Here is a 21,484-nt window from a genome sequence, read left to right on the forward strand (position 1 = left end):
CGGCTGCGCCGGGTGCTGTCGCCTGCCCACTCACCTACCCATTTTCGAGCCAGTCTTTTTGGAGGTCGGGCCCTCCGAAAAGACTCACGAGCCGCGTAGCGGCCTAGCTTGTCGGTGAGATGCGGCACACTCCCCGACATGACTAATAGAACATCAGTTCGAGGACTGCACTCCGTCGCTTCAACGGCCGACGGCACCTCCGTGCTCGACGCGCTTGCGGGCGCATACGAGCGGGGTTGGCAGCCCGCCGACATCATGCACGCGACCCGGCGATCACTCGGTGCGGGCGAGGTCCGGCTCGCGGTCTGGGCCATTCGGTACGAGGCCGCCATGTCGAAAGCCGAAGATCGTGCACCCGAGCAGTGGCTGCGGCAATTGCGCGCTGTCGCCGAGATCGAAGCACGACCCGGGCCCGACGGCTCGAGCTCGCTGCAACGAACCGCGGTCACCCAGCTGTGGCGCTATCTGCCGCGGCTCGCCCCGGAATGCGCGCGGCCATCGACGTGGCCGGAGCGCAGGACCGAACCGACCGCGCCGCGGGTAGGCGTCGATCCGAAGGTGCTCGCCCGCATCCGCGCGTTGCTCGCAAAAGCAGAATCGACCGAATTCGCTGAGGAGGCAGAGACTTTCACCGCCAAAGCACAGGAGTTCATGACGAAGTACGCGATTACCGCGGCACTACTGCAGGCGAATGCCGACACGTCTGCAGCAGCGGACGTCCACACCCGGCGTGTCCATCTCGAGTCGCCGTACGTGAAGGAGAAGGCGCTGCTGCTCTCCGAGATCGCGTCGACCAACAGGGTCAGGACCGTCTGGTTCGACAAGCTTGCGATCGCGACCTGCGTCGGAACGGCGATCGACCTCGACCAGACCGACTTGCTGTTCACATCACTGCTCGTCCAGGTAACCAGAGCGATGGCCGACGCTGCGCGACGAGCGGTCGACAGCGGCGACTCGGGGTCGGTGGCATCGTTTCGACGCGCGTTCCTCTACGGCTTCGCCGTGCGGATCGGTCAGCGTTTGCGAATGACCGGTACCTCGGCAACGGCGCAGGCCGCTGCCGAAGCAGATATTGCGGTCAGCGCAGTACTTCCCGTCCTCGCTCGCCAAAGTGCCGCGGTGGACGCAGAATTCGAGCGTTTGTTTCCGACGACCAAGCCGACACGTACAGCTCCCGTCGACTCCGCCGGGTGGTATGCGGGCCAGGCAGCAGCCGAGCGCGCATCGCTACGCGGCAACGATCACGTCGAAGGACGACGACAGGCAGGCTGATCCAGCGCCTCAGCGACCGCGGCGAGACTCGAGCACCGCTTCGTAGAGTTCCCGCTTCGATACCCCCGCGGTCGCTGCTTGCGCGCACGCATCTTTGAGACCGACGCCCGAGGTGACAAGTTCCTCGACTCGATCGACAAGATCCTCCGGGTCCTTGGGAGTCAATTGCGCGCCGGCAAGAACGACGGTGATCTCGCCACGCACGCCGTCCTGTGCCCACACGACCAACTCCGAAAGGGTGCCTCTGATCACTTCCTCGTAAGTCTTGGTGAGCTCACGGCACACGGCGGCTCGCCGGTCCGCGCCGAGCACCGCGACCGCATCGGCCAAACAATCGGCCAACCGGTGCGGCGCCTCGAAGAAGACGCACGCCCTCTCTTCGTCGGCGAGCGTCGAAAACCAGGCCTGGCGCTGACCCTGCTTACGCGGCGCGAAGCCGTCGAAGCAGAACCGTTCGACGGGCAGTCCCGACACCGCGAGAGCAGTCGTGACCGCGGACGGGCCTGGCAGACAGGTGAGGGGCAAGCCCGCCTCGACACAGGCGGCGACAAGTCGGTACCCCGGATCGCTGACCGACGGCATCCCGGCATCCGTCACGAGCAGGACCGTCCGTCCGGCGCGGACATCGTCGAGTAGCGAAGGAATCTTCGCGACCTCAACGTGGTCGTAGAAGCTGACCATCCTGCCGGTGATGACGATGTCCAACGAACGAGCCAGCTGTTTGGTCCGGCGGGTGTCCTCGGCGGCAACGACATCAGCCGTCGCAAGAGCCTCACGCAACCGTTCGGACGCGTCGCGAACTTCTCCCATCGGCGTACCTGCAAGGACAAGTCGGCCAGTCGCCGCCTCGACCTGCGCGTTCGCGCCCGTGCCCTGCTCCGCTCGATCGGTTCCCATTCCGGACAGCATACGATCGGGTACGTGACCCAGCTGACGGACGAGCGCCGGTGACCGCCACCGCAGTCACCGATGCGGTCGACGATCGTCCGAAAGCAAGCCCCGGACCCGTGTTGCCCGCGCACGATTTCGGCCCGACCGACACCGTGCGCGGCTGGATGGTCACCGCTTTCATCACTGTCGTTGCTGCAATCACCAGGTTCACGATCCTGAACTACCCGACCGACGCTGGCACACCGGTTTTCGACGAGAAGCACTACGCGCCGCAGGGCTGGCAGGTGCTGACAGGCGGTTGGATCGAAGACAATCCCGCCTACGGACTTGTCGTTCATCCGCCCGTCGGCAAACAGTTGATCGCGGTCGGCGAGGCCCTGTTCGGTTACAACGGCTGGGGCTGGCGATTCTCCGCGGCGGTCGCGGGCACAGTGCTTGTACTGCTTGTCGTTCGCATCGTTCGCCGCATGTCACGGTCGACGATGATCGGCGCGATCGCCGGCATCCTGATGATCGCCGAGAGCGTCACCTTCGTATCGGCACGCCTCGGCATGCTCGACATCTTCCTCGCGGTCTTCGTCGTTGCCGCGCTCGGTTGTCTCGTCGTCGATCGAGATCAAGTGCGGCAGCGTCTCGCAGTCGCAGCGGCGCAGGGTCGTATCGGTGTCACAGCGGCGGGACCTCGACTCGGCGTGCGCTGGTGGCGGTTCGGTGCGGGGGTCTTGCTCGGTCTTGCCTGCGGGACCAAATGGTCAGGCGTGTATTTCATCGCGTTCTTCGGCATCGCGTGCGTTGCGCTCGACATCGCTGCCAGACGTGCGTACGGAGTCCGAAAGCCCTGGCGAGGCACAGCCATTCGCGATCTCGGCCCCGCGTTGTATGCACTCGTCGTGATCCCGATCGCGGTATATCTCTCGACGTACTGGGCGTGGTTCGCCAGCGAGACAGGCATCGACCGTCACGCCGTCGGAACGAAGATCGGCACCGACAGCGCCTTTGCGTTCGTTCCGGATGCGGTGCGATCGCTCTGGTACTACAGCGGCAACGTCCTGCAGTTCCACGAGGAGCTCACCAATTCGGCGGGCAACCGACACCCGTGGGAATCGAAGCCATGGACGTGGCCGATGGGTCTGCGGCCGATGCTCTACTACTATGCCGACGGCGACAACGTGACCGGCTGCGGTCAGACCAGTTGCGTCAAGGCCGTGATGCTCGTCGGCACGCCTGCCATGTGGTGGCTCGCATTTCCTGTCCTCGCCTGGGGGCTGTGGCGCTGGCTGGTCGGCAGGGATTGGCGCTACGCGCTGGTGCTGACCGCATACGGCGCAGCACTGCTGCCGTGGTTCCTCACCCTCGATCGCCAGATGTACTACTTCTACGCCGCCGCGCTGGCGCCGTTCCTCGTGATGGGGTTGGCGTTGACGCTTGGTGACATTCTCGGCAAGGCCAGAAACGGAGACGAACGCCGAGCGACCGGTCTGCTTGCGGTGTGTCTGTACATCGGCGTCGTCATCGCGAACTTCGTGTGGCTGTGGCCGATTCTCACCGCGCTGCCGATTTCGACGACGATGTGGGAACAGCAGCTCTGGCTGCCGAGTTGGCGCTAGCGCCATCCCTGCGTCAACCTCGAACGAGCGCCGTCTCGACCATCGCGACGGCGTCACGATCGGTGAGCCCGAGCCGTCGGATCTCGGCGACGTACGCCGTCGCTGCCCGACCCGCGAGGTCACGCGTGGGGTCACCACTCGAGCTGATGAACGAACCTTGCCGTCCACGGGTCTCGATCACCGCGTCCTGTTCGAGCTCGCGGTAGGCCCGAGCGACGGTGTTCGCGGCCAGCTTCAGCTGCTCGGCAAGCTTGCGGACCGTCGGAATCTTGGTTCCCGCAACGAGATTGCCTGCCCGGACCTGATCGATGATCGCCAATCGCAGTTGTTCGTAGGGGGCAACTGCCGACGAGTTGTGATCGATCGCGATATCGAACGGTGACGCACCGTTTCCGGGCGGCGAGACATTCGGATCAGTAGGCACGCACCACACCCTCCCAGACTTGCGGCCTGACCCCAGACCGCCGTCCCATCTCAACACGGATGCCCGATCAGTCGTCTGCAAACCACAAACGTGCGGACTCCGTCGCCGATTCGCGACTGTCGCCGAGTCCGACGACGAGGTTGAGCAGCATCGGTTGGAGCACGTTGCGAACACCTGATTCGGGCGGTTTGAAATAGCCAGCCAGTTCGAGGACCACGTAGCCGTGCAGCGCGCTCCAGATCTGAGCCGCGATCGCCACCGGTCCGAGTGCGTCGAGTCGTCCGGCTTCGACTGCGCGGCGGGCGGCTTCGACGATGTAGTCGTAGGTGTAGCGCCCGGTCTGCAAGGTGTCGTCGGGACTTCCGCGGTAGCCGCCCAACGACGCGGACCCGAACATCACGACGTACAGGTCCGGGTTGGCGCGCGCGTTCGACAGGTAGGCAGAGAAGACCCCACCGAGGTCGGCGACGGGGTCGTCGGTCTGCGGGACCTGGTCGAATTCGACAGCGAGCCGCGCGAACCCTTCGTCGACGACGGCCTTGATCAGGTCCGGCATGGACCCGAACTGGGAGTACAGCGTCATCGTCGAGGTGCCTGCCGCTGCAGCAACTTTTCGGGTCGACAGGCCACTCGGGCCTTCGGAAGCGAGCAGGTGGGCAGCACTTTCGAGCAGGCGCACGTGCATGGGTGATTCGGTTCGGCGGGTGGCCATCGCACTGTTTTTAGCACGAAAAGTGCTATATCACTGTTATATCGATGCAATAATGGTGGCAATCTTCCTACGAAGGGGCTTCCATGCCAGAGATCGTCGAGCGTGCCGATGTCGTGATCGTCGGTTCACGCTGCGCAGGTACCGCAATGGCCGCACCACTCGCACGGGCAGGACGGACGGTCGTCGTGCTGGACAGGGCAGCGTTCCCGTCCGACACCCTCTCGACCCACGTGCTGTTCCCGATGGGAGTCAGCGAAGTCGCGAAAGTCGGTGCCCTCGACCGGATTCTCGCTCTCCAACCGTCTCGCTTGACGCACCTGCAAATCGACCTGGTCGGAGCGGGACGCACCGAGAAATTTCGCGAGGTCGACGGAATCGACTACGGCATCAGCGTTCGCGGGTCGACCAGGATGCAGCGCTCCTTGCCGCAACCCGCGACGCCGGGGCCGACGTGCGGGAACAATGCGCCGTCACCCGGATCGTCCGCGACAACGGCCGCGCCGTCGGCGTCGAATACACCGATCCCGCCGGTACCACACGCCAGATCCGCGCCAACCTCGTCGTGGGAGCCGACGGCAGGCATTCGACCGTCGCGCACCAGGTCGGGGCCTGGGAGCCCTACCGCCGTTCCCGCAACGGTCGGGGCATGGTCTTCCGGTACCTGGACGATCCAGCGGCCGACACCGCCTGGGCTTCGACGCTGTGGGAGGGCCGGACCGAGGACACCATCGCGTTCGCCTTCCCGCGCACACCGAAAGGTCGGCTGCTCGTCCTATTCATGGGTCCGCGAGCGGAGGTTGCCGAAGCCCGGGCCGACGGCGAAGCCTATTTCTCACGCAAGGTGTCGGAGTTCCCGATCCTCGCCGAACGGATCGCCGGCGCCAGGAATCGATCGAAGATCCGTGCAACTGGCCAGACCCACGCGTACTTTCGCCGCTCGTCCGGTCCGGGCTGGGCGCTGATCGGCGATGCCGGTCACTTCAAGGACCCCGTGCTCGGCCAGGGCATGCGCGACGCAATGTGGATGGGCCGACGACTGGCAGAACATGTCGTCGACGTACTCGACGACCCGAAGGCGCTCGACGACGCGACCCGCGCATGGGAACGCGCCCGAGACCTCGAATGTTTGCCGACCTATCACTACGGCAATCTCGAGACCCGCATCCCTGCTGTGCCGCCGGAGATCCTTGCCGCTGTGGTGAACGGCGTCGGCGGTACCGAGTTGTCCGACATCCACCAGCGTCTCGTGAAGCCGCAGGGCGTCTACACCGTCCCGCGCCTGGTACGGGCGATCTTCTCCGCCGTCCGCCAGCGCGGACCTAGCCCACGAATGCTGCTCGAGTTCGGCGAACTTGCCGCGACCGAACTTGCTATCCGTGCCGAGTTACGCGCCGCGCAGTCCTATCCCGGCCGCATGCCCGGCCTCGGAGCGGTGGTCGGTGAGCACAGCGACGACGAGCCGTGGAGTCGCCCGCCGCGCGAGACCGAACGACGAGCACACCGAAACGGCCCGGTCGACGCCATCGTCACGCGGACCTCGGCCGCCGGACCCGACGTCGACATACTCGACCTTGCCCGCGTCGACGGCCAAAAATGGCCCGCATGGGAGCCCGGCGCGCACATCGATCTGCATCTTCCTTCGGGCAGGATCCGCCAGTATTCGCTGTGCAGTTCGGCTGAGGACGAGTTGATCCTCCAGATCGCCGTGCTGCGCGAACCGGAGGGCAAAGGCGGTTCGGTGGAGATCCACGACCTGGCCGATGGATCCCCCGTGCGGGTCGGTGGCCCACGCAACAACTTCGCCATGCAGGACGCGGCGGAATACCTGTTCGTCGCGGGCGGGATCGGCATCACTCCGCTACTGCCGATGATTGCGAGTGCGTCCGCGGCAGGCCGATCGTGGCGGCTGCTCTACCGCGGCCGCGGCGTCGACCGGATGCCGTTCGGCGCCGAACTGGCCGAACAACACGGCGACCACGTAACCCTGAGCAATGCCGAACGCGACCCCCGACCCGACCTTCGGGCCTCGATCGCCGAACTCCCGAGCGGCGCAGCCGTGTACTGCTGTGGGCCGAACGGACTGATGGATGCCGTCGTGGAGCTGGCCTCGCGCCGCGACGACATTTCCGCGCACATCGAGCGCTTCGTACCGACCGCCAAAGAATCCGGTGCCGACACTCCCTTCTCTGTCGCACTCGCCGCGTCGAAGACGACGGTGGCGGTCCCGGTCGGGACGTCGATGCTCGACGCACTGCGCACGGTCGTCGCCGACCTGCCTGCGTCTTGCGAGAACGGACTCTGCGGCAGTTGTGAAGTTGCCGTGCTGCGCGGTCGACCGGACCATCGCGACGACATCATCGCGCCAAGCGAACGGTCGAGAACCGACATCACGTACCCGTGTGTGTCCCGCTCGTTGGATCCAGAACTGACAATCGATGCGTAAGGAACGACGGATGCCTCGCACCATCACGGTCGCCGCAGTCCAGCCTGCACTGCAGGTGGCCGATGTGGACAACAACCTCGCGCGACTCGACGAGCTGATCAGGGACGCCCATCGAAAGCACAATCCGGACGTCATCATCGTGCCGGAAGCCGCGTCGTCGCCGAACGTCCACCATCCGGCTATGCGCACCGTTGCCCGCCCCGAACGCGGTGCGCCCTACGAACTGCTGACCGGTCTCGCCCGCGAACTCGGGATCGTCGTCGGCGGTGGCTATCTCGCCGAACGAGACGGCGATGCTTACGGTCACTACGTGCTTGCCGAACCCGACGGCACCGTGAATTCGCACGACAAAGACATCCCGACTATGTGGGAACAGAACTTCTACGTCGGCGGCAACGACGACGGTGTCGTCGACAGTCCAACGCTCGGTTCGGTCGGGTTGGCGTGTGGCTGGGAGTGGGCCAGATACGGGACGGCAGCGCGACTGGGCGGGAGGGTCGACGTGGTACTCGGCGGCATGTGTTGGCCGACGACACCGCAGAATTGGGTCGGTCCGTTCGGCTGGTGGGGCAACCGCGAACACCTGCAACAGATCGAACTGGCCCGACCACTGCCCGGTCAGGTCGCTCGACTCGTCGGGGCACCCGTCGTGCACGCCAGCCACGTCGGACCGGTCACCATGTACCTGCCTGGCCTACCGAAGGTGCCGTACCGGACCACCATGCTCGGCGAGACGCAGATAACCGAACGTGACGGCACGATCCTTGCTCGACTGTCCGAACGGGACGGCGAGGGGCACATCGCCGCGACCATAGAACTCGCAGCACCACAGCCGCTCGACGAGATTCAGGATCGCTACTGGATTCCCGATATGACCGCGTCCGTGCGCGCCACCTGGGATGTCGCGAACTTGCACGGCAAGGTGAACTACCGCCTGCGCAAGCTCGTCGGGACGCATATCAGCCGCTAGTCAGCGAGCTGGCTGATGCTGTCCGCGATCGACGACGACCCGTTCGTCAACATCAGCGTCTGACCGATTGTCACCGGGGTATCGAGTAGCGCGACCACCACCGCAGCGACATCGGCGCGCGTCACCTCGCCTTTCTCGAGTGGCGGTTGCGACAGCGTCACGCGACCGATGGCAGCATCGTCGGTCAGCAGGCCCGGACGCAGGATCGTGGTGTCCAACTGCTCCCGCGGCCGGACATCGTCCTCGGCCGCCGTCTTCGCGGTGATGTAGGCCGTCCAGGTCTCGTCGGCTCCTTCGGGCACGGGTTCACCGGCACCGAAGCTGCTGATCTGCACATATCGCCGGACCCCGGCAAGTTCGGCCGCATCGGCGAGCAACACCGCGGCGCCGCGGTCCACCGAATCCTTGCGGGCCGCACCACTTCCCGGACCCGCGCCGGCGGCGAAGACCACCGCGGTGGCATCGGCGAGGGCCTCGGCAACCGCCGCCGCTGGTGCCGATTCCAGATCGAGCACCACCGGCGTCGCACCCCATGCGGCAACTTCGTCGGCGTGCTCCTGCTTGCGAATCAGCGCGACGGCGTGATCGCCACGCGCAGTGAGTATTTCGATGAGGTGATGGGCGATCTTTCCATGACCACCTGCAATAACGACGCGCTGGACCGGCACTCGAACCCTCTTCCACAATGCACAATGTCAACCATGGCGACGACTGCAATCATTTATCACAATCCCCGATGCTCTACCTCTCGCACCGTACTGCGAATCCTCGAGGAGGCGGGCGTCGAGACGGAAGTCGTGAAGTATCTCGACACGCCGCCGACGCGCGACGGCCTTCGCAAACTGCTCGACGACGCTGGACTGCGGCCGTCGCAAGCGATCAGGAAGCGCGAGGCGATCTACTCCGAACTCGGGCTCGCCGACGCCGACGACACGGCACTCATCGACGCGATGGTCACCCATCCAATTCTCATCGAACGTCCGATTGTCGTGACGAACAAGGGAACTCGGCTGGCACGCCCCGCCGAGACGGTGCGCGAGATTCTGTAGTCAGACCAGGTCCCTCGCAATGGGGCACGACATACACCGCGGACCACCGCGGCCCGAGCCGAGTTCGGAGCCGGAGATTCGCAGCACCTCGATACCCGACGCCTCCAGCCTCCTGTTGGTCTCGACGTTGCGTTCGTACGCGACAACAACGCCGGGTTCTATTGCGAGCGTGTTGTTTCCGTCGTCCCACTGCTCGCGCTCGGCGGTCACCCGATCGAGGCCGGTATCGATAACGCGCAGCTTCCCGATGCCCATCGCAGCGGCCGCGGCCTCGAGAAACGGTGTCGGGCCGGAGATCCGAACGCCCGCGTCTGCGCGCTCGATGACGAACGCCGACAACGACTCTCGGATAGCGGGATACATCACGACGGCATCGACGTCGACCATCGTGCACACGGTGTCCAGATGCATCGTCGCCCGGCTCTGTTCGATCGGCACGACCAGCACCGTATGCGCGAGATCGTCGTCGAAAAGACTGCGCGCCAACGCTTCTGCGCCGGCGGGCGTGGTCCGCTCCCCTACCCCGACCGCGACGACTCCAGGCGCGAGCAACAGTACGTCCCCACCTTCGACCGGTGCGGTGTGCGATTCGTAGGCACGCCGGACGCCGAGAAACCTGGGATGGAACGCGTAGATCAGATCGGTCAACGACGCCTCCCGAACCCGTGCGCGCAGCGCGAGTGCCGTGATGGCGACCCTGGCACCGATCCAGGACGACGAATCACGTGTGAACAGCAGATTCGGTAGCGGGTCGATCACGAAGTCGACGCCGTTGTGCATCCGCCGGACCAGCGACTGTGCACTCGGTCCGATCGGCAGTTCGTCGAACGTCATACCCGCGGTGAGCACGGTCGCAAGGTCTGCGGGCGCGATCCCACGCAGGTACACAGCCAGCTCGGTCGCGAGCGGTCGGCCGAGCCGACGAACGTCGACAGCTGCCGAGATGCCTTGCATCTGTGCAGCTCCACTACCTGCAAGCGTTTCGGTGAGGATGTCGGACAGCAGCAAGACCTCGACCCCGCGCTCGCGAAGCACAGCTGCGAAAGCGTCGTGTTCGGCTTGTGCCCGCTCCACCCACGGCAACCCGTCGAAGAGCAGTTGGTCGTTGTTTCGCGGGGTCAGCCGCTGGAGTTCGGCACCAGGTCGATGCAACAACACCGCCCGCAATCGGCCGACCTCGGAGTCGGCTCCGAGCGCGAGATCATCCGCGTTCATGTCCACACGTTATGCGTACAACGACCGCTCGTCATATTCGAGACTGCACATCCGACACCCGGCCGACCTCGAGTAATGTCGAGGAATGGACATGCCCGACTGGAAAGCGAAGGAGCTGACGCCCGGCCAGCTGTCCGACCGTAGCGGCGTCGCGGTTTCTGCTCTGCACTTCTACGAACGCGAAGGTCTGATCTCGAGCAGACGCACCAGCGGCAATCAGCGTCGATACCACCGCGAGACGCTGCGCCGCGTCGCTTTCATTCGGATCTCGCAGCGAGTTGGCATCCCGCTCAGCGAGATTCGGGACGCACTGGAGAACCTGCCGGAGGGCCGGACCCCCAATCGGCGGGACTGGGCCAAGCTCTCGACCGCGTGGCGCGCAAATCTCGATCACCGCATCACTCAATTATCGCGGCTTCGCGACAACCTGGTCGGCTGCATCGGCTGCGGGTGTTTGTCGCTCGGCAGTTGCTCGTTGGTCAATGCGCACGACCGCCTCGGTGAGAGCGGGCCAGGCGCACGAGTACTCGACGTCGATCTGAACAGCTGAACCCGCGCGACCGAACTCAGGCCGGCGGCAGGAACGTGCTGAATCGATCGTTGGCCGCCTGCATCGCCTTCTCGTACGGGTAGGCGAACTTTCGTGCCCACCAGTAGCCGAATCGGATGTCGAACGAGGTGTAGACCATAAACCGGTTCTTCTTGATGCCTTCGATGATCGCGTCGGCAGCGCGTTCGGGTGTGATGGCCCGCTTCTCGAAGGCATGAATGTAGCGCTGGATCCTCGGATCGGATCGGTCGACTCCCGCGATCTCCACCGATTCGACGAGCGGAGTCTTGACGCCGCCGGGCACAACGAGATGGACGGCGATCTTGTGTCTCTTCAGGTCGTAGCGCAGCACCTCCGAGACGCCGCGCAAGCCGAACTTGCTGGCACTGTACGCCGCGTGCCACGGCAACGCGAGCAGACCCGCTGCGGAGGAGACGTTGACGAGATGGCCACCTCGACCCGCCGCGATCATCGGTGGCACGAAGTTTTCGATGACGTGAATGGGGCCCATCAGGTTCACGTCGATCAGTGATTTCCAGTGCCGATGTTCGAGATTCTCGACCGTCCCCCAAGCCGAGATCCCCGCGACGTTCATCACGATGTCCATGCTGCCGAACTGGTCGTCGACCTCGGCGGCGAAGGCCGAAACGGCATCGAAATCGGAGATGTCGAGTGCCTTCGTGAAACGGACCGTCCCGCCCTTGCCCGTCACCAGCTCGACAGTCTCCTTCAACCCGTCCTCGTTGATGTCGGTGAGGAAGAGCTCGGCACCTTCGGCGGCCGCAGCCAAGGCGGTCGCGCGCCCGATACCGCTGGCAGCGCCGGTGACAAGCGTCTTCTTCTGCTGCAAGGTCTTCGCGCTCGAAGTGCTGACCATGTCCGTCCTTTTCCCACGCATCGCTACGCTCGATCCGGCCCGCTTTCGGCCTCGTTTGCTCAAACGCAGGGTACCTGCGCAGGGGGAAAGGGTTCTACAGACAGCGCTGCAAGCATCCCCGCCACCGATGCGGGCCAGCCGAACTGCTCGGCGCGAGAGCGTGCCGCCCGACGCCTGCCGACGAGCGGCATCGTGAGGACGTCGTTCACGGCCTCGGCGAACGACAACCCGTTGTCGTCGGCGACAGCGCCGCATTCGGCGGTCACGATGTCGGCAAGCGCCGATGATCGCGACGCGACAACAGGGGTCCCCGCTGCGAGCGCTTCCAGCGCCGCGAGCCCGAACGTCTCGTGCGGGCCTGGTGCCAGCGAGACGTCAGCAGTCGCGAGCAACGTCGCAAGGCGCTCACGATTGCCGATGAAACCCGTGAACTGAACCGGCAACCCGCGGGCACGCCGCTGCAGCGACTCGCGACGTGGACCGTCACCGACGATCACCAACCGCACCGGCAGGCCCTGCTGTTCGAGTGCCGCTACGGCATCAATGCTGCGGTCCACCCGCTTCTCCACCGACAGCCGACCGCAGTGCACCAGAAGCGGACGGGAATTCTCGGCCAGATGCGACCGCAACGCGAGGTCGTGTCGACCCGGCGTGAACAGGTCGAGATCGACTCCAAGGGGTACCTGCCGCACGTTGGTCGCACCGATCCGCGCGAACTCTTCGCGCGCGAAATCCGTTGTACAGACGACAACGTCGTAGTCCGCGGCCGTTCGCCGGTTGGCTACATCCGCGAATCTGCGCGCGACCCCGCCGGGCAGCACCTGCCCGAGCAGCCGGTCGAGTCGTTCGTGGGACACCATGATGCTTGCGACGTCGCGGCGAGCTGCCCAGCGACCGAACCCGCGCAGGGTGAGTCGGTCGGAAACTTCGATCGCATCGGGGCGCAATCCGTCGAGTACGTCGGCGACACGACGCGGGTCGGCAGCTCGGTAGCCGCCGGTGCCAGGTATGGCAACAGCAGGCAACGTTATTCGTGTAACGCCGCTGGACAGCGTCTCCTCGGACCGCTCAGGGCCAGGCACGATGAGTTCGACCTCGTGCCCGTGCGCGACGTACCCGGCACCGAGATGATGGAGTGCGGTCTTCAGACCGCCCGAACGCGGACCGTAGAAGTTGGCAAGCTGAATGATCCGCACTCGCAGATCTTCCAGGCGCCGCAACCCGATCCGTCGAACACGGCGTGAACGGCGGCGGAAGACCTCACGACGAGACGTCGACGGCCTTCTCGTCCACGGCGGGCCCCTTATGGACGCCGAGGGACACAACGGCGGCGATCCCACACAGCCCTGCCGCGGAGAACCACGCGATCGTGTACTGCCCGGTCGCGTCGCGGACGAAGCCTGCCGCCACCGAGGCGAACGCAGCTCCGATCTGATGCGCCGCGAACACCCAGCCGAACACGATCGTGCCGGAGTCACCGAATGCTTCGCGGCACAGAGCTGCGGTCGGAGGCACGGTCGCAACCCAGTCGAGACCGTAGATGACGACGAAAAGAACGATGCTGGGGTGAACCGCGTCCGACAACAGCATCGGCAGCAGCATCAGTCCGATGCCCCGAAAGCCGTAGTAGATGGCGAGCAGAATCCTGGGGTCGACCTTGTCGGTCAACGCGCCGGAGGCGATGGTGCCGACGATGTCGAAGATTCCGACAACCGCGAGCAGACCCGCCGCCGTCGTCTCGGCCATGCCGTGATCGTGCGCCGACGGGATGAAGTGCGTGCCGATGAGCCCGTTCGTCGACGCACCACAGATCGCGAACCCGACCGTCAGCGCCCAGAAGGTCCGCGTGTGCGCGGCCATGACCAGCGCCTCGATCGCGCGGCGAGCCGCACCCTTCCCGACGGCAGGGCGCTGGAGCGGGACATCGGACTCGACTCCGTACGGGCGAACGCCGCGATCGATCGGATAGTCGCGGAGGAAAGCGATGACGAGCGGGACGACCAACAGCGCGCCGAACGCGATGATCAGCGAAGCGACTCGCCAGCCGGATCGTTCTGCGACCCAGGCAATCACGGGAAGGAAGACCAACTGGCCCGTGGCACTGCCTGCCGTCAGCACACCCATGACGAGGCCGCGACGTTTCACGAACCAGCGATTGGCGACGGTGGCAGCGAACGCCAGCGCCATCGATCCGGTACCGAGACCGACAAGCACACCCCACAGCAGCACGAGCTGCCAACTCGCTGTCATGAACACGGTGAGGCCACTGCCCGCCGCGATCAGGACCAGCGCACACGTGATCACCTGACGGATGCCGAACCGGTCCATCAGCGCAGCGGCGAAAGGTGCCGTCAGCCCGAACAGCAGCAGGTTCACTCCGACCGCGGAGGACATAAGGCCACGCGACCAACCGAACTCGTCGCCGAGAGGCACCATCAAGACGCCAGGAGCCGCACGGAAGCCTGCAGCGCCGATGAGCGCGACGAATGCAACCGCGGCGACGATCCAGGCCGGATGCAACCGAGGCCGCTTCCCGGTCGAATCGCTGGCCGCGCCGACGCGCGACTCGAGGGTCGGATCACTCACGCAGCGATGCTAGACCCGACCATCGACACTAATCGTCGGTGACCGAGACGTCACCGGAGAAGTCGAGCGGGATGACACCGTCTGCCAGGAGAACTTCGACACGCTCGGGCGGGATCGGCCTCGACAGCAGATAGCCCTGCGCTCGATGACAATCCAGTTCGAGCAGTGTCCGAGCGGCGATCGAGGTCTCGACGCCCTCGGCGACCAGATCGAGATCGAACGCCTTGGCAAGGCCGACGATCGACTTCACGATCGCCATGTCGTCTGAGTCTGTCCCCAGTCTGGTGACGAAACTGCGATCGATCTTCAGCGCGTCCACCGTCAGTTCCTTGAGGTGGGAGAGCGAGCTGTACCCGGTGCCGAAATCGTCGATGGCGACCTGAACACCGATTTTCGCAAGTCCCTCCAGCGTGATTCGGGTCCGCGCCAGGTCTTGCACGACGACGTGCTCGGTGATCTCGAAGCAGACCGACGGTCCGTCGATGGCGAAGTGGGCGAGCACCTCCTCGACGGAGGCGACGAAGTCGAGGCTGACCAACTGGACCGGCGACACGTTGATCCTCATCACGAGGTCGGTCGCAAGACCGCGCTCCCGCCAATCGGCGAACTGGCTGCATGCCTTGCGGATGACCCAGCGGCCGAGTTCGCCCGCGAGGTTCGTTGCCTCGGCGACCTCGATGAACGTCCCCGGGAAAAGCAGCCCGCGGGTTGGATGCTGCCAGCGAACCAGTGCCTCGACAGCGAGAATCTTGCCGGTCCGCAGATCGAGTTCGGGCTGGTAGTGCAGGAGCAACGAGTCGTTCTCGACGGCGTGGCGAAGATGTAGCTCGACATCGTCGCGAAGCGCGTACAGGGTGCGCATTTCTTCGGTGAACACCGAGATCCCGTTGCCGCCTGCTGTCTTGGCAGCAAGAACAGCTTGATCTGCTTGGCGAAGCACGTCCGATACCGACGTCTCGCCCGGCATCCCCACTGCGACGCCGATACTGGCGCTTCGACTCACCTTCTCGCCGCCGAGTTCGACTCTTTCACCGACGAGTCGCTGGATCCGCTCGGCCTCTGCTTCGGCGACGTCGGTTGTCATAGGCAGCGCAGGAACGATGACGAACTCGTCGCCGCCGAGGCGCGCGATCATGTCCCGAGGGTCCATCTGGTCGCGCAACCGCTGAGCGAGTGCGGAGATGAACTGATCGCCGGCGGAATGGCCGAGGAAGTCGTTGAGCGCCTTGAGCCGATCGAGATCGATGAACAGCGTCGCCACAGGTCCCTGCTCTCCGCGTTGCAGACGACGTTCCATGTACTCCAGCAGGGCTCGACGATTGGACAGCCCGGTGAGGTCGTCATGCGTTGCGGTGTGGCGCAGATTGTCTTCGGCTTCGATTCGGGCCTTCAACTGCGCGAACAGCGCTGCGACTGCCTGCGTGGCATTGATCTCGCTCGGCGAGAACTCGTTCGAACCGAGGTGGGTGAGCGCGATGAACCCGGCAGCCAGCGAGCCTGCGACGAGCGGCGCGAAAAGGTAGGAACCGCACCCGCCACCGGACGTATTGTTCAACACCACGGTCGGTACGAGGGAGTGTTCGGCTGCGGCAAGATCACCGTCGGTGTCCGCGAAGTAGATGACGTCGTTCGGGTTCGGATCCGTGCCGAACTCGGTCCGCGGCGACTCGGCGATCAAAATCGACGCGCGGATCCCGTGGTCGTTGTAGCGCAGGTAGGCGTGCTCGACGCCGAAATGCAGGCGTAACTCGTCGAGGGCGGCCTCGGTCTTTTCGACCATGGTCGACGCGTCGACGCTCATCAACTGCAACGCCACAGACGTCACGAGTCGGTCGAGACCCTTCTGCAGGGCCCGGTCTGGCATTCGCTACGTCCGATCGCAGGCGGAGGATGCTCCGGTACGAGGAAGGGCAACCACTTCCCGTTCGGTCATGTGCCGTCCAATCCTTCGCCCGTTCGCGTCGTACCCTGCGCTGCCCAAACCGTCCATCGCTACCGTATGCAAAATCCGAATCGTTACTCTCCCATACTTTGCTCCAGAGCAATTATCGCTGAATCGGAGGTAATTGTGTGGATCACGTCGAACAAGGTCGACAACCGAATTACAGCCGATCCGGCACCGAAATGATACGACCGACCAGTCCGCTGTCGGCCGCGCCGCGGGCCGACCCGACCGATCCGAATACCCTACGGCCGCAATATGATAGCCAACCAGCCGCGTGTGGCCTGCCGTCGGGCTCGGCCAACTTCGAGCAAGCACCGGCGCAGGCCTGCCGGTCGGGTCCGGTCGGCCGCTATTGGATTTCGACTCGATCGGGAAATAGCTCGCCGGGTTCGCAGATTGTGAATAGCGGGATTTCTGTTTTGCGGCGATCGTAAACAACGGCCGTCTCCTTTCCGTATGGATAGGCGCGACAGGAACCGCAGAACTACGAGCGGCTGCGCCCACACCCCGTGCGACCCGAGGTATCGCCGCATCGCCGGGCACTCCGGCGCGCATCGAACTACACCTCCACATCGCACAGGGGTGCCCACAACTACCAATCGGTAACCAACGGGTTGCTATTGCCCTTGTTTGCCCGCTCGGGTGTGCACCCGCCGCAGAGTTCGGCGCGACACGCTGACAGCACACTCGACACGACACGCCGCAGCTCTTGCGGCCGCTCAGCGTTGCCCGTGCGGTCGAGGACGAAGCGACGGAGCTGTCCGCGCCGGCGGCGCAGGCGTATCGAGACATACATCGGTGCACCCGCACCCCAGCAGGGTCTGCGGCCTACGACATCCTCCAGGACTGCAGACAACCCCCGAACCGGCCGGTTTCGGAGCCCACTATTTGTCCGCAGTCGGTTTTGCTCGCCAGCCGACCCGGTGCACTCGATATTTCCTGGAATCGTTACGAGCAGGGCGCGCAGAGACACCCGAGCAAGCATAAAGTTTGTTTACAGCGCAAACACATACCGTTCGTTTCACTCAAATCCGGGAAGCAAAGTTCGAGCCATGTAGCGCCCGCACCCACACCTCGCCGTGCTACCACGCGGTAGCCCGAGAATTGACGTCGGCTATGCACGATCCCCCGACTGATCGGATTTGCATCGAACGCGACGTCAGGTCCGAAGTCGCGGTCGATCAAATGCCGCGGACCTATCGTCGCTATCCTGCGACACGTCCTAATGCGACGGCGCAACCGATTGCCCGTAGGGACCCGCGGTGCAATGCCTTTTGTGGTCATCGCGATCGTCTCGGCGTAGTCGATCGAGCGCTCGCACGCTTCGAGATCGAAATCCGAGGACACCTTCTCCGCAACCATCGTCCAGCGCCCGACGGTCGTTACAGATATGAAATAAAACCCCTACGCCGACTCGACAGCGTCGACACGGGTTCCCCACCGCCCCAAAAGCACCCAGCTCAGACGCGTTCCCGATCCCGACTCGACCCTGCGACGTATCGACGTCAGCTCGGGCGAGGAGTAATGCGTCCCCTGCAACCATTCGCGCGCGTGCGGGCGGCACTCGGCTGGAAAACCGGCCCGAATACACAACTGCACTTGGCGAAATCATTCCGCTAAAATCCTGACGAATAGTAGGATAATTACCGATCAGGCCGGAACGCCGCCTGCAATGATTCGCTGGACCATATCATTTCGAACGCGTGCGGGAATTCCCGGAGCAAAGCGAGAAAGATAGGCCGATGCCCATTCTTCGCTACCGGTGAGGAACGGATAGTCACTCGCCGTCATCGTACGAATGGCAATCATGGGGTACGGCGCGTCCAACGGACGGAAATGCGGATTCCACAATCCACCTTCACCGCAGCCCGGGTAGAACTGCCCGACCATAAGTCCGTACTTGATGAACATGTTCTTGAATTCGAGCTGAATTTCGTCGACGATCGAATAGTCTTCGAGATCGGGGAAGACGAGAATAACCGTCTTCAACATTTCGTCTTTTTCCTCGACGGGCTCACTCGACTGGAACTGCCGAATCACCTCCGTCAGGGCACCGCTGATGGCGTCGCGCTCGAGCTCGGCACCCTTCAGGAACGAGACCCAGAACAGATCCTTCTTGATCGAGGGCGACGTGAACGGGCACACCGCGCCCTTACGACCAAGATCAGGATGAGATTTGCTCAGATACTCCAGTGCCCAGCGCCGCAGGACATTGGTCTCAACCTCCAATCCCGCGGCTGGTCGACTGGTGAACAGACTGGCTAGAGCGAGGGACGTATCGTTCGGCGCGACGAGTGTGGACGTCGAGTACATAATGGTGATCCTTTCGGTCGAGATGGCAAGATATTCATCGGCCGGACGTTCGAAAAGTTGATAAATCACGTACCGACCGATTGCCATCGTTTTGTTCGATTGTCTGTGCGAACCGAGCCATTGTGTTCGCTGCGCACTCGGTTCGCATTTGCGGCGCTCCCCCGACGGGACTCACCAGCAATACCCAGTTTGAAATTTAGCCACCCGACATTGCGATTGTGATTATCCGTCACATACGGAGGGAAAGACCAGTGGTGACGAATTCGACGGTGTCGACCGTCACGGGGCCGTTTGGTTAGCCACGCGGTTGCGGTTGAAAACTTCACTGCTGCAACAGGAAACAGAGCCCGCTGGACGGTCGACCAAAGTCACACCGCGATGGAGATGTACAACTCGATCCGGTTATCCGAGTAGCATATCTCGATTTCCTCTAAAAACGCACGGACGATCTCGCCGGATTCAGCGGCGACGTCAACTTGCGCCCAGACATCCTCGATCGGGTCCGAGTACTCGCCACTGGGACGGAATATTGCGTAGATACCTTTCGGTACCTTGGTAAAAACGTCGCCTAACGGAATGGACTCGACGTTTTCGTACGGAAAACAGACCAAAACATTGTTTTGGTGGGCAGAATCAGGGATATAGATCGTGTAGACCGGCTGCGCATGCTCGTCCCGCTCACGCAGCCTGCCCTTCAGGAAGTCGACGAGGTCACTGCCGCTGACCTTGAAACCGGGGACGACCCGAGGGACGACGAGACCACCGAAGATCTGCGCCTCCCGCACTGCGATGTCGTGTGTCACGGCGTCTTCCCCTGCGCGCGCCCCACGTGCTCGACGGCCAGGTAGAGATCGATCTTGTACGCGTGGGGATAGCACTCGAAGTCGCCTAGAAAAGTCCGCCTGATCTCGTGGTGCTCCTCGGCATAGTCGATCTGGGTCCACAGATCCTGCATCACGTCGGGAAAGGTACCGACCGCCGAGAACCGCGCGTAGACGCCCGCTGGGACACGCGCAAGGAGGTGTCCCCGAGCTACCGAGGCGAACGACGAGCATTGATAGCCGACGATCTGCGTGTTGTACGTCTCGAGGTCGGCGTCGAAGTCTGTGTAGATCGACGCAAGCGGTCCGCCGATCTCCTGATTGAGCACCGACGACCAGGCTTCTTCGAGTGCGACGTCACGTAGCTTCCCCAACGCCCGCTTCGGACTTCGCACAGGCAGACCGGCAACCCAGGTTTCGTCTCGCTCGACGATCTGAAACTGCATGCAGGCCCTCTTCGAATGCGTCGCGGAAACCGGTCGCGGACCAGTGTGACGAAGGTTACCAATGTTACCGACGCAGAGGGTCGTCAGCTCTCGGTTGCCGACGGTCACACTTCGACATCGGTACCGTTACAAGGGAGTCCACGAACGCGGCCGTGAGCCACTGAGGTAAACCAAGAAGACAGACAAGACCGAGAAAGAACTGCGCACGAGGCGCAAAGCGCACTCTGTTGCGAAGCTGGGCGCCACGCGCCCGGTGTGGTGGAGCTGCGGGGAATCGAACCCCGGACCTCTTCGATGCGAACGAAGCGCGCTACCAACTGCGCTACAGCCCCGTGCGGCCCGACTTCGACCGCGCTCGGCAACTTTAGCAGGGGATCGTCCGTGTTCCGAATTCAGGTCGATTCCCCCGCGGCTACCGCGCTACTCCCCTGCGGCCCTACGCATCCCGGCCGCTGGTCGGCCTTGCGTCGTCCGATCGATCGCAGCTTCGTCGAAGTGGTCGAGATGGTCGAAAACCGGGTCCTCGTCGTCGATTTCGACGACAACGGCGCCGGGTCGCCGAAGGCGTGCTGGGACGAGTCGCAGTTCTTCGTCCTCGCGTGACTCGACTCCGAGGCGCGCCCTGCCGAGCCGTGCCATCCGGCGGCGCCGAATGTCCTCTTCCAGCCTGACCTGCTTGCGTAGGTAGGTGAGGTACCCGCCGAGGATTACGACGGCAAGACCGCACGCCCACCACATCGTCGTCGAAATAACCACTGCCAGACCGGCTGTCATGATCGCGGTGAGTATCAGGCCAAGCACGGCGCGCTGGCGGAACGAATATCGTGCCGCGCGGGCGATGGCGTCGGCCTCGGGGTCGAAACCTCCGCGACCCCGCCGATTCGGGACGAACTCCCGAGACTCGGCGGCTTCGTCGAATTCGTCACCGTCGTCGGAGCCACCGGAGCCACTGCGGCCGGGCGCAGCTGCTGTGCCGGTGCGACGCCGAGCCCCTGCAACGACGTGATCATCCTGCTCGGTCACATCGGTGTCGGTAGCTTCTTCTTCAGCGTGAGTGTCCATCAGATCCTCCGCGTCGATGCCTCGTCGATCAGATTTGCCCGGGTTCGCCGGGCGCCAGTTCGGATCGCTGTCATGACCCGAAGCGGGTCCGCGTCCCCTACGTTTCGAGCCGCCACGAAATAGCACTCGTGTTGCCAGTGCTGCATCTGTCGTCTGCCGGATGCGTGGATGCCGGTCTGCGAGCATCGGAAACAGAACGAACAGCCACAACACGACGAGTCCGATCCACAGAAACGAGTTCGGCATCGAGTTGAGCACCTCCGTTCGGTCTACCTGCGCGGACCTCGAGTCAGCGACGATG

19 protein-coding genes and 1 tRNA gene are annotated in these 21,484 nt (G+C 63.9%); 6 read left to right on the forward strand and 14 right to left on the reverse strand.

The window, feature by feature from the left end:
* Positions 1 to 138 precede the first annotated feature (138 nt).
* Positions 139 to 1,272, forward strand: coding sequence for a DUF2786 domain-containing protein (locus ACHIRB_RS11020; protein WP_395126117.1), 1,134 nt, complete (start codon positions 139 to 141; stop codon positions 1,270 to 1,272).
* A gap of 9 nt (positions 1,273 to 1,281) precedes the next feature.
* Here the strand turns inward: ACHIRB_RS11020 and rsmI are convergent, their stop codons facing one another.
* Positions 1,282 to 2,169 (reverse strand): 16S rRNA (cytidine(1402)-2'-O)-methyltransferase, encoded by an 888-nt coding sequence (gene rsmI / locus ACHIRB_RS11025; protein ID WP_395126118.1) that lies wholly within the window; start codon positions 2,167 to 2,169, stop codon positions 1,282 to 1,284.
* Between the two features lie 50 nt (positions 2,170 to 2,219).
* On the opposite strand from rsmI, the gene ACHIRB_RS11030 reads away from it, so the two are divergent.
* A complete protein-coding gene (locus ACHIRB_RS11030) occupies positions 2,220 to 3,770 on the forward strand; it encodes a dolichyl-phosphate-mannose--protein mannosyltransferase (RefSeq protein ID WP_395126119.1) in 1,551 nt (516 codons plus the stop codon).
* Between the two features lie 13 nt (positions 3,771 to 3,783).
* Here ACHIRB_RS11030 and ACHIRB_RS11035 read toward each other — a convergent pair whose 3' ends face one another.
* Complete coding sequence (locus ACHIRB_RS11035) at positions 3,784 to 4,194, reverse strand: GntR family transcriptional regulator (protein ID WP_395126120.1); 411 nt, start codon at positions 4,192 to 4,194, stop codon at positions 3,784 to 3,786.
* Positions 4,195 to 4,261: 67 nt separating this feature from the next.
* Positions 4,262 to 4,906, reverse strand: coding sequence for a TetR/AcrR family transcriptional regulator (locus ACHIRB_RS11040; RefSeq protein WP_395126121.1), 645 nt, complete (start codon positions 4,904 to 4,906; stop codon positions 4,262 to 4,264).
* A gap of 52 nt (positions 4,907 to 4,958) precedes the next feature.
* Between ACHIRB_RS11040 and ACHIRB_RS11045 the strand changes: the two genes are divergently transcribed.
* Both ACHIRB_RS11045 and ACHIRB_RS11050 read left to right on the forward strand, forming a co-directional pair.
* Positions 4,959 to 7,349 (forward strand): FAD-dependent oxidoreductase, encoded by a 2,391-nt coding sequence (locus ACHIRB_RS11045; protein ID WP_395127689.1) that lies wholly within the window; start codon positions 4,959 to 4,961, stop codon positions 7,347 to 7,349.
* Positions 7,350 to 7,359: 10 nt separating this feature from the next.
* Complete coding sequence (locus tag ACHIRB_RS11050) at positions 7,360 to 8,319, forward strand: carbon-nitrogen hydrolase family protein (RefSeq protein ID WP_395126123.1); 960 nt, start codon at positions 7,360 to 7,362, stop codon at positions 8,317 to 8,319.
* On the opposite strand, the gene ACHIRB_RS11055 is transcribed toward ACHIRB_RS11050, so the two are convergent.
* Complete coding sequence (locus ACHIRB_RS11055; RefSeq protein WP_395114593.1) at positions 8,316 to 8,987, reverse strand: NAD(P)H-binding protein; 672 nt, start codon at positions 8,985 to 8,987, stop codon at positions 8,316 to 8,318. The two genes, ACHIRB_RS11050 and ACHIRB_RS11055, sit on opposite strands and share 4 nt — an antisense overlap.
* Positions 8,988 to 9,020: 33 nt before the next feature.
* Here ACHIRB_RS11055 and arsC point away from each other — a divergent pair, with 33 nt between their 5' ends.
* The gene (gene arsC, locus ACHIRB_RS11060) at positions 9,021 to 9,368 is read left to right on the forward strand and encodes an arsenate reductase (glutaredoxin) (RefSeq protein WP_395114591.1); all 348 of its coding nucleotides are present in this window, start codon (positions 9,021 to 9,023) and stop codon (positions 9,366 to 9,368) included.
* Here the strand turns inward: arsC and ACHIRB_RS11065 are convergent, their stop codons facing one another.
* The gene (locus tag ACHIRB_RS11065) at positions 9,369 to 10,583 is read right to left on the reverse strand and encodes an arginine deiminase (RefSeq protein ID WP_395126124.1); all 1,215 of its coding nucleotides are present in this window, start codon (positions 10,581 to 10,583) and stop codon (positions 9,369 to 9,371) included. It abuts the gene before it with no gap.
* Positions 10,584 to 10,668: 85 nt separating this feature from the next.
* On the opposite strand from ACHIRB_RS11065, the gene soxR reads away from it, so the two are divergent.
* Positions 10,669 to 11,133 (forward strand): redox-sensitive transcriptional activator SoxR, encoded by a 465-nt coding sequence (gene soxR / locus ACHIRB_RS11070; protein ID WP_395126125.1) that lies wholly within the window; start codon positions 10,669 to 10,671, stop codon positions 11,131 to 11,133.
* A gap of 16 nt (positions 11,134 to 11,149) precedes the next feature.
* On the opposite strand, the gene ACHIRB_RS11075 is transcribed toward soxR, so the two are convergent.
* From ACHIRB_RS11075 to sepX, 9 genes are all read right to left on the reverse strand, one after another.
* Positions 11,150 to 12,010: an SDR family oxidoreductase gene (locus ACHIRB_RS11075; RefSeq protein ID WP_199705420.1), complete on the reverse strand. Its 861-nt coding sequence runs from the start codon at positions 12,008 to 12,010 to the stop codon at positions 11,150 to 11,152.
* Between the two features lie 59 nt (positions 12,011 to 12,069).
* Positions 12,070 to 13,206, reverse strand: coding sequence for a glycosyltransferase (locus tag ACHIRB_RS11080; protein WP_395114588.1), 1,137 nt, complete (start codon positions 13,204 to 13,206; stop codon positions 12,070 to 12,072).
* Between the two features lie 64 nt (positions 13,207 to 13,270).
* Positions 13,271 to 14,596, reverse strand: a complete 1,326-nt coding sequence (locus ACHIRB_RS11085) for an MFS transporter (protein ID WP_395126126.1) — start codon at positions 14,594 to 14,596, stop codon at positions 13,271 to 13,273.
* A 28-nt stretch (positions 14,597 to 14,624) separates the two neighbouring features.
* The gene (locus ACHIRB_RS11090; protein WP_395127690.1) at positions 14,625 to 16,460 is read right to left on the reverse strand and encodes a putative bifunctional diguanylate cyclase/phosphodiesterase; all 1,836 of its coding nucleotides are present in this window, start codon (positions 16,458 to 16,460) and stop codon (positions 14,625 to 14,627) included.
* Between the two features lie 1,731 nt (positions 16,461 to 18,191).
* The gene (locus ACHIRB_RS11095) at positions 18,192 to 18,854 is read right to left on the reverse strand and encodes a DUF6875 domain-containing protein (RefSeq protein WP_395126128.1); all 663 of its coding nucleotides are present in this window, start codon (positions 18,852 to 18,854) and stop codon (positions 18,192 to 18,194) included.
* 368 nt (positions 18,855 to 19,222) lie between these two features.
* The gene (locus ACHIRB_RS11100) at positions 19,223 to 19,657 is read right to left on the reverse strand and encodes a GyrI-like domain-containing protein (protein ID WP_395126129.1); all 435 of its coding nucleotides are present in this window, start codon (positions 19,655 to 19,657) and stop codon (positions 19,223 to 19,225) included.
* Positions 19,654 to 20,121 (reverse strand): GyrI-like domain-containing protein, encoded by a 468-nt coding sequence (locus ACHIRB_RS11105; RefSeq protein ID WP_199705424.1) that lies wholly within the window; start codon positions 20,119 to 20,121, stop codon positions 19,654 to 19,656. Before ACHIRB_RS11105 ends, ACHIRB_RS11100 begins: the two co-directional genes overlap by 4 nt.
* Before the next feature lie 256 nt (positions 20,122 to 20,377).
* Positions 20,378 to 20,453 (reverse strand) — tRNA-Ala (locus tag ACHIRB_RS11110).
* An 88-nt stretch (positions 20,454 to 20,541) separates the two neighbouring features.
* On the reverse strand, positions 20,542 to 21,429 hold the full coding sequence (gene sepX, locus ACHIRB_RS11115; RefSeq protein WP_395126130.1) for a divisome protein SepX/GlpR: 888 nt from the start codon (positions 21,427 to 21,429) through the stop codon (positions 20,542 to 20,544).
* Positions 21,430 to 21,484: the final 55 nt, after the last annotated feature.

The organism is Antrihabitans spumae (assembly GCF_043944905.1).
Classification (GTDB): Bacteria; Actinomycetota; Actinomycetes; order Mycobacteriales; family Mycobacteriaceae; genus Antrihabitans; species Antrihabitans spumae.